Here is a 6,680-nt window from a genome sequence, read left to right on the forward strand (position 1 = left end):
CCGTCTGGGCGAGGCCCGCAAGGGCTCCGGTAGCAAGACCGCTACACAGTGCCCCTGTGGATGTCGATTGGCATCCACAGGGGCACTGTCATGTCGCCATCGGCTACGAGTGGTACAGGCGCCCCCGCTCGTTGACCAGGCGTTCCTCGGCGTCCGTGACGTCGTACAGCACCACCGCACTCGTGGGAACGTCGGGCTCCGGCGGGCATGGGTCGTCTGCTTCCAGCAGCCTGAGCACACGTTGGGGAAGCGGCCTGAGTGCCGTCTGGGCGTCCCCCATTGCCGGCGTCTCGTCCAGGCGCGTCCTGAGCTCTGGGGCGTCTCCCAGGTCTGAATGGTCTCGTTGCACCTGGCTCGGAGTCGAGAACCCTTCGGGATCGACTCGCCCCAGTGCTTCCAGCCCGGATTGTTCCAACGCCGCGCTTCGCCGCTGTATCTCCTTCAGTGTGGCGACGCCACGAGAATCCCGTACTTCTTTGGGTTCCTGCACGTCGCACAACACCTGATTCCACGGCGCGGACATCTGCCGGAGCCGCTGGTGGCTGATGTTCCGGTAGTGGCCGTACAGGTCATTATCGATCACGAGTCGGAAGAGTGCCGCCTGCACATGGAAGGCGGACAACAGCGTGCAGCCGTAGTGCGATTGGTCTGATGCCGTATGACCGCACAGGCCCTTCGCAAGGCCCTGGGCGACGGTCCACGGCCCACGGTGGTTGTACAGGAGGTATACGGGAACGCACTGCGTGATGATCGCGTCATGGACGAGGAGGTCACACTGCAGAGCTGAACGTTCATGAAGCCAGTACCAAAAGCCGTACTGACCTTTTCGGGATTGTTTCTTGGCCTGGATCCTCAGACCAATTCCGTGAGACCGGTTGTGGATCCAAAGCTCCCAGTCGGCACCGTTGAAACTCTCCTGCATCTTGGTGAACTGAATGACTTTCAGGCGGTCTCCCATGGCTTGCCGCAGGTGCCGGATGTGGAGATCCGTGAAGGTCTCCTCGCCGGGTGGTGGAGCATGGCGATAGTCGTCACCAAGCCAGTGGAAGGTGTCGGAGGCCATCCACTTCAACAGGCCGCAGAGCGACGGGCGCTGGCCGGGCCAGATATCAACGGGACCGTAACGGTACGGCGTGATCATGGGCCTATCAGACCACTGCTGCGCTCACCCTCCAAGGGCGGGCACGACCCCCGTGTACGCCGAAGGCCCGCCAGGCCAAAGGGCCTGACAGGCGACGGGTGTTGGGCATGACCACGCTCTGGCGCTCACCGCTCGTGAGCTGTTCTCGGCGTCGCAGGGTCCACGCGCTCCACGGTGACCACGCGCTCGCGGCGCAGGCGCGCCCCGCTCAGGCGGACCTCGCGGCGCGCTCGCCCGGGCCTCCGTGCGCAGCGGGGACATGACGGTGACCCGCTCGGCAATCGCGGCGCCGCCCGCGCGGCCCAGGCGAGGAATCCGTTGGAGCCGCAGCGCTCGCAGCGCTGAGCCTCGGCAGCGGGCAGCGGGCAGAGGGCAGAGGGTTCGTCGGGGACACCTCTGCCAGGTCTGAGGTGTGAACGCGGCCTGCGGAGGGCAGGGCCCGACAACGTGCCGGGCCCTGCTGGTCAGCCGCGGTGGACGATGGTGAGTCGCTTCTCCGCGCTCTGTGGCAGCCGGCGGCGTGCCACCGGGGCCGGGGAGGCGAGCGAGGCGGCGAAGGCCGCGACCAGCTCGTGGGGGACGCTCGGGCTGAAGTTCGCGCACCACAGGTAGGGGGCGCCGAACGTGGGCTCGGCCCATGCCTGCCAACCCATCAGGTCCTCCCGCAGATCGGCGTCGGCGATCAGGTCCGGCAGCATCTCGAGTGAGATGTGCGAGGCGAAGCCGGGATCCGTGGCGGCGGCGCGGGGGCGGTCCACGTCACGGATCCAGCCCTGGGCGCTCAGCGCCGCGACCACCGCCTCTGGCTCCTCGAAGCCGCTGTCGGGCACCGCGCTGGCGTCGAGCGCGACGAGGAAGTCGTGAAGTGCCTCGTGCGGTACGCCGGTGGTGAAGTACGCGTTCCACTGCACCAGGGCACTGGTGGCGTCCGAACGCGCGGAGATCTGCAGGGCCACCCGCAGTCCGCCGAGGGAGAACGGGCTGCTGGCCAGGATCCATTCGGCGCCGCGCAGCTCGTCGGGGCTCACATAAAGCAGGGTGTCGCGGGAGGTCGGCCACATGCGCCACCCCAGGCCGGTCAGGGTGTCCCCGATGCGCTCGGCGAGGACGTCGTCATCGCCGGCCAGATGGCGCGGGGTGACCCAGCGCACGGCGTCCGGCGAAGCGGGGTGGGAGGGATCAGTGGGATGGTGCGGGTGCAGGGGCGCCTCCGTGGGCTCGGGGGTGGTTCACTGCCCGCCGCTGGGGCGGGTGCCGCGCCGTCGGCGTGGCGGGGCCTCGGTCGGTGCGTGCCAGGTCAGCGCGACCGCGACGGCGGGCAACAGGGGGCCGAACTGTTCGGCCTCGTCCTCGTCCGGCTCGGTGAGGAGCAGCACGGGGCGGTCCTTCTCATCGTGGGCGGCGGTAACGGGACCCGCGCGGTGGGCCATCGGGAAGTCGGGGTTGAGGGCGAGCTGCACGACGGCGTCGCGGTCGCAGGCCGACAGCTGGTCGAGCAGGTCGCCGACGGTCGTGTCGGGCAGGGCGCCGAGCGGCTCGGCGTCCTTGGCCTCGGCGATGAACACCACCGGCCGGCCGGCGTCGTCACGGGTGGGGACCACGCCGCCCAGGCGGCGGGCCGTGCGGGCGAAGGGGTTAATCCACAGGCGGACCACCACGTCGCGGTCGCTGGCGGACAGGCGGTCGAGCAGATCGCCGACGGTCAACTCCGGGGCCAAGACGCATCTCCTTGCAGTAGCGGGCGCCCCCGCAGGGGCCGAGGGCAGGGTACGTGCCGTGCGTGAGCAGCGGCTCCGATCCGCGCGGGGCCTGCGGTCGGTTCACAGAGGCCGGGAGGTGGCCAGGACGCGCTGGACCGTGGCCGCGACGATCTCGGCCGGCGTCTCGGTGTCGAACCGGATCCGGTAGCCGGGGACCTTGGCGGCGCCGGTGACGGCGAGGGTCCAGCCGTCGCCGTCGGTGCCGGGGCGGCCGAGGGGGAACCATCCGAGGTAGAAGCGGCCGTCCTTGCTGCTGATGTGGACGTCGGCGCGGTCGTCCACGACGAGGTGGAAGAACTCGGCCTTGAACAGGTCGGTGACCATCGTCGGCTGGCCGGGGCCCAGCTGCCACGAGCGCAGCTGCAAGGCTTCGGTGGTGGTGGAGAATCCGGGGGTGGACGCGTCCACGGTCACGGGCATCACCTCTCTGACCTGGGGTTTCGGGGAAGGTCGTCTACGTTGACATGCCCCTGGCGGCTTGTACCAGTCCTTCCGCGATCTTTCCTGTCTGCCCCCGGCGAACTTGTCCATTGTCATCAAACCGAGTCGCCGTCTCATCGAAGGCAGGCGACTGGCGCTCTGTCTCATCCAACTCAGTCGCCGAGTCAGGGCTTCGCCGGACTAGCTTTGTCGTGCCTTACTGCCTGTTGGGGTCCCGCCCATGGCAGCTTGTAGGTCGCGTCGGCGTTCAATTGGGTGAATGGTCACCAAGGGGCAGATGGCGTGCCATCAGGGTCGAGCCCATACGTCCACAGTCCATCTTCATCCGTCCCGCCAACCTTCCGCATATCGGCGAGCCGTTCCAGGGCGTCGGTGTCGCCAGCGTCGGCAGCTTCCAGGGCGATCCGCTCGGCCCCCTCCCAATCCCCGGCCTTCTCCCACAGTGCGGCGAGTAGGCCCACGGCCTCCTCGTTGTCGGCGTCGGCGGCCCGCCGCAGGAGCCGTTCGGCCCCCTCCCGATCTCCGACCTCCTCCCGCATCCGGGCAAGCTGTAACAGGGCGTCGGTGTCGCCGGCGTCGGCGGCTTGATGAGCGACTTGTTCGGCCCCGTTCCGGTCCCCGGCCTCGCTCAGCAGTACGGCGAGTAGGACCAGGGCGAATGTGTTGCCGGCGTCGGCGGCCCGCCGCAGGTGCCCCTCGGTCCCCTCCCGCAGGAGCCGCTCGGCCCCCTCCCGGTCCCCTTCCATATCCCGGGCCCCCGCCATCATGCGCAGTTCGGCAATCGAGGCCAAGGCATCGGTGTTGCCAGCGTCGGCAGCCTGCTGGGCAAGCCGGTCGGCCCCCTCCCGGTCCCCGGCAATCTCTCGCATATCGGCGAGCCGGGCCAGGGCGTCGGTGTTGCCGGCGTCGGCAGCCTGCCGGGCAAGCCGCTCGGCCCCTTCCCGGTCCCCCACCCCCTCCCGCAATCCGGCGAGCTGGGCTAGGGCCTCGGTGCTGCCAGCGTCGGCGGCCTTGTGCCACAGGTGGTAGGCCCAGTAGGTGCGGTGGCGCGCTTTGGCCGCGTATGCGATGTGGGAGATGTCGGGCTGGGTGAGGTGGTGGTGCGCGGCTTCCCAGAACGAGGCCGGGGGGCACATAGGTTTCCCGATGTCGCGGCCGTGTTGTTCGAGGTAGTCCGCCAGCCGGTAGCCGGGCCCCTGCGCCGTGCTGCCCTGCTGAGTGAGGGGCTGGGTTGGGCGTGGGCGGATGCGGCGCAGGGGGGCGAGATGGCCGTGGACGGCCTGCGTGACCTCGGCGAGGGCTTCTTCGAGCCAGTTGTCGTCGAGGGTGTCGTATTCGTCGCTGGTCAGGTAGTCGGTGGCCGCGTGTTCGAGGAAGGACAGTGATAGGTGGAGGCCGACGCCCAGACGGCGTGCGTCCATCGCCGCGTTAAGGAGGGCCCGGGCTGGCGGGGACGCGGTTTCGTATCGGCGCAGCAGTTCTGGCGCCCCGGCCAGGAACTGCGCCAACCGCCTGTCCCCCATGTGGTTCAGCGCGTGTGCGAGCTGCCGGTCGCCCGCCGCGGCGAGGGCCTTCGCGTCAGCGATTGCGGCCGTGTCGAAGCTGTCAGGCAGCGCGATCTGCCGACCGGCCAGCAGCTCCCGCACCCGCGGGTGCCGGTCTTCCACGCCCGGTCGGGGCAGTGCGGTGTAGGCGGTGGCGTACTCGGGCCACAAGGTACCCAGAACTAGCACTGGTCCGCGTGCCGGGTCAGTGAGAAGGGCGTGCAGGGCAGCGGCGATGCGTTCGCCCAGTCCGCCACCGGCGCCGAGGTAGTGCTGGGCCTCGTTCAGCCACACCACCGTGCGCGGCCCGACGCGCTCGATGTCGGCCAGGGCGGCTTCGGCCCGGGTGGGATCGAAGGGATGCCACAACCTCCAGCCGTACTCGTCCAGCTGCTGCACGGCCTCCCAGCAGGCCCGGGTCTTGCCCGTCGAGGAGGAACCAACCAGCACGGCCATCCGACTGCGCTCCTGCGCCGCGGCGTCCACGAGGGCAGACAGCTCCTCATCGTGCCCACGGCCCACATACGACGGCAGCAGGGCCCGCCGCCCTTGCCCGACCGCACCGCTCGGCCCGCTGCCGTATCCCGAACGCGTAGGGGCTTCGGCCGCGGGATGAACTTCCAGATCGTACGGATCCCAGTCCGCAATCGGCTTCCCCAGCGCGCCGCCCGGGCCGTGAGGAGACCCACTTACAGTGGCCAGCAAGTCCAGTAAGGGGCGGACGTCGAGGCGGAGGGCACGCGCCAACGCGCCCACCGTCTGCGCAGTAGGCGCAGGCGCGGTACTGCTGAGCGCCTGGCTGACCGAGGTACGGCCCAGGCCGGCACGGCGGGCGAGTTCAGTCTGGTTCAACCCCCGCGCGACCCGACCGGCCTCCAGCTGGGCGCGCAGCTCCGCCCGTGCAGCCGCCGGAACCTGCAAATGGTCCGTCCCCACGCTGCCCCCTGTGCTGTGCCGCTGTTCGCCGTCGTTCATCTTCGACCGCGCGAACCACGCCGAACACCGGATCCGCAAAATTCGGCACCACGACAACACCCGCCGTGCCGAGAGGGACTGACACCGTGTCCGACCGCACCGCCCTGATCCTGCTCGCCTGCGCCCTGACCGTCGTGATCGCCGCCCTCGCCGGGACTGGCGCGGGCTACCTCGCCCGCCGCGACCATGCCACCTACCCCACCGCGCTGGCCCGCGCCGCCGTAGCCTTCGCCGCTACCCTCACCCTCGCCGCCGCCATCACAACAGCCCTGGTCGCACTGGACCATTGAAGGAGTCCTCGGTGGAGATGAACGATCCCTCGCCGTTCTACGGCACCCATATTCCCGTGACGCCATCGCACACCGTTTTCCCCTACCCCGCCCGTACAGGCACCCGCGCGCTGGGACATGGCTGGGCAGGTGTCAGTTCGCTGCCGACGACGCATCCTGTTATTGCCAGCAGCACGGTCACGGCGACCTACACGATCTGTAGGGCACACAGCCGAGGTCCGCGGGAAGCGCGATTATGGCCCGCCGCCTTCGAGTGAGTTGAGTGAGACGACGACTGGCTTCGCTGAGGCAGGACAGAACTTGTCCTTGGACAACGATGTAGGAACTCAAGTTCCGTGTCGGAATCTCACGGTCGCGGTCGGATGGATGTCGGATCCGACATCCCGGTGAGACACCACAGGTGTCCTGACGCATCCCAGGCGGCGTAGGAATGCAGTCCAATCAGGCGGTGGCCCCCGGGTACCTTGCTCAAATTCCCGGTCAGCTGGACGGTGGAGGAGCGCCCCGTGGCCCCCTCGGCCGAGGGGGC

7 protein-coding genes are annotated in these 6,680 nt (G+C 69.3%); 2 read left to right on the forward strand and 5 right to left on the reverse strand.

The window, feature by feature from the left end; all coding sequences use genetic code 11:
- Positions 1-103 precede the first annotated feature (103 nt).
- The 5 genes from AB0N81_RS40780 to AB0N81_RS40800 all read right to left on the reverse strand — a co-directional run bounded on the left by AB0N81_RS40780 (position 104) and on the right by AB0N81_RS40800 (position 5,822).
- Positions 104-1,141: a DUF6615 family protein gene (locus tag AB0N81_RS40780; protein WP_365367793.1), complete on the reverse strand. Its 1,038-nt coding sequence runs from the start codon at positions 1,139-1,141 to the stop codon at positions 104-106.
- Positions 1,142-1,605: 464 nt separating this feature from the next.
- A complete protein-coding gene (locus AB0N81_RS40785) occupies positions 1,606-2,292 on the reverse strand; it encodes a DUF317 domain-containing protein (RefSeq protein WP_365367795.1) in 687 nt (228 codons plus the stop codon).
- Positions 2,293-2,370: 78 nt separating this feature from the next.
- Complete coding sequence (locus AB0N81_RS40790) at positions 2,371-2,859, reverse strand: hypothetical protein (protein WP_365367797.1); 489 nt, start codon at positions 2,857-2,859, stop codon at positions 2,371-2,373.
- A 102-nt stretch (positions 2,860-2,961) separates the two neighbouring features.
- Positions 2,962-3,315, reverse strand: a complete 354-nt coding sequence (locus tag AB0N81_RS40795; RefSeq protein WP_125515920.1) for a DUF317 domain-containing protein — start codon at positions 3,313-3,315, stop codon at positions 2,962-2,964.
- A gap of 290 nt (positions 3,316-3,605) precedes the next feature.
- Positions 3,606-5,822: a helix-turn-helix domain-containing protein gene (locus AB0N81_RS40800; RefSeq protein ID WP_365367804.1), complete on the reverse strand. Its 2,217-nt coding sequence runs from the start codon at positions 5,820-5,822 to the stop codon at positions 3,606-3,608.
- 125 nt (positions 5,823-5,947) lie between these two features.
- Here AB0N81_RS40800 and AB0N81_RS40805 point away from each other — a divergent pair, with 125 nt between their 5' ends.
- A complete protein-coding gene (locus tag AB0N81_RS40805; RefSeq protein ID WP_125515918.1) occupies positions 5,948-6,151 on the forward strand; it encodes a hypothetical protein in 204 nt (67 codons plus the stop codon).
- A gap of 11 nt (positions 6,152-6,162) precedes the next feature.
- Positions 6,163-6,408 (forward strand): hypothetical protein, encoded by a 246-nt coding sequence (locus tag AB0N81_RS40810; protein WP_125515917.1) that lies wholly within the window; start codon positions 6,163-6,165, stop codon positions 6,406-6,408.
- Positions 6,409-6,680 lie beyond the last annotated feature (272 nt).

The organism is Streptomyces sp. NPDC093510 (assembly GCF_040683555.1).
Lineage (GTDB): Bacteria > Actinomycetota > Actinomycetes > Streptomycetales > Streptomycetaceae > Streptomyces.